Source organism: Ferruginibacter sp. HRS2-29 (assembly GCF_024343615.1).
Taxonomy (GTDB): Bacteria; Bacteroidota; Bacteroidia; order Chitinophagales; family Chitinophagaceae; genus Ferruginibacter.
This window is the reverse complement of the sequence record NZ_RJUB01000092.1, coordinates 1-1594: the sequence shown is the minus strand read 5'-3', so window position 1 is coordinate 1594 and position 1594 is coordinate 1. Positions and strand designations below refer to the sequence as shown.

The 1594-nt window shown below is 40.3% G+C and carries 2 protein-coding genes; both read right to left on the bottom strand.

Annotated elements, in window-relative coordinates:
• Positions 1-715 precede the first annotated feature (715 nt).
• Positions 716-910 (bottom strand): hypothetical protein, encoded by a 195-nt coding sequence (locus EGI32_RS21350; protein ID WP_255155141.1) that lies wholly within the window; start codon positions 908-910, stop codon positions 716-718.
• Positions 911-1152: 242 nt separating this feature from the next.
• Positions 1153-1594, bottom strand: a 442-nt coding sequence (locus tag EGI32_RS21345) for an SDR family NAD(P)-dependent oxidoreductase (RefSeq protein WP_255155448.1), incomplete at its 5' end; no start/stop codon positions are given.

Below are 1594 nucleotides of genomic sequence, written 5' to 3'. Positions count from 1 at the left end.
TTTTATTTCAGGGAAGTCCGGAAGGCTAATGCTGGTCACTGGATGCCGGTTGATGGCTTTTAAGAATTTTAAACCAAAAAATCCGGCAACCAGTCACCAGCGCTGCAGTATTTTTCCTAATATGTACTTTTTACACAAAACCACTTAACAATTACATAACAACATCTAAAAATCCGACTTGGACGTAATAAAATAAAAACCTTCAAACCCAATGTGGCAGCGGGTTACAGAAATGCTGAATTGATTTCAGCATAATAAAACACAATAAAAGTTGTAGAAAATAAGATGAAAAGCGTTTCTATATTTGTAATAGAAAGAACGCCGGAATAAAAATCACATGGCAGGCAATCGAGCAAATGGCGGCAATCGAAAAGGTCACTTATCTTCTGATAAGTCCGGCAAGATAACTAAAATACTATTACAGTAACATTTTACTGTTAAATTTTTTCATATGGCAAGCAATCGAAAAGGTCGCTCCGTTTCTACGGAGGGACCCTTTTTATTTTAAGGAAGTTTTGATTACCCGAATTTCTAAAAAGACCAGGGACAAGGTACCACCAACAAAGCGATCATTGTTGCAATAGGTTGCCAGAATATCATACTATTTTACTGGTAAATGCCGTATTACAAAATGAATTAAAAACGCCGCGTTTTAGAACGCGGCGTTACTTTTATAAACCCCGAAGGTTTGACTATTGACTATTCACCATTCACTTCAAGCTACCATTTCCGAAAAAATAAGCAGTCTTTCCTCCGGAACCGTAATCCTGTCGGGCGTTTCGTTGCCCGGGTACACAAAACTCACTTCATATTTATTGGAGTTCTCTTCATAGGCACATACAACCGCATGTCCCGCTGGTTTGAATTCTGTGTCTAAAACAATTACTGTTTGTCCTGTAGAAAATTTCATATTGACGGTATTTGTTCGTTTCAAATTTATTGATAAGATGAAACCCATGCAACAAATATTGCGCACAGTTTAGTCACGAAAATGTTAATATGTTTTACCCTCACTACCCTATTTGTAGTAGTTTTTCAATTGTATCAACCCCTAAATAAATAGTCAGTCCGAACCCAGGAAAGTAAACTATCATAAACAGGACACTTTCCCGCAGTCGGACTGACTTACATATACAGCTGGAACGGTCCTGCTTAAAATGCGGTATCCGTTGCCAGTTTCCTGTATTTTTGCAGGTCCTTTTCTACCTGCTTTATTTTTTCTTCGGCCAATTTATAGGCATCTGCTCCCAGAAATAACATTACGGGAGGTTCCGCATCCAGCGCAGCATTGATCATCACTTCAGCGGCTTTCAACGGATCGCCAGGCTGGTTGCCATTGATACTTTGCTGATGCAATTCTTCCACTTCCCTTACATTTTTGTATTCCTCCATTTGTCTCGCAGGAACATTCAGCGAAGACGATTCAAGGAAGTTGGTACGGAAATACCCCGGCAAAACCACCGTAGCATGTATCCCGAAAGGTTTTATTTCTGCCGCCAGGGATTCTGTAAAGCCTTGTACAGCAAACTTCGTGGCGCAATAGATCCCAAAGCCCGGGAAGGCTCCGGTGAAACCACCGATGGAAGAAATGTTG

Bases quoted from the DNA above. Each gene is read 5' to 3' on its own strand.
- EGI32_RS21350 (WP_255155141.1), bottom strand. From the start codon at position 910: ATGAAATTTTCTACAGGACAAACAGTAATTGTTTTAGACACAGAATTC.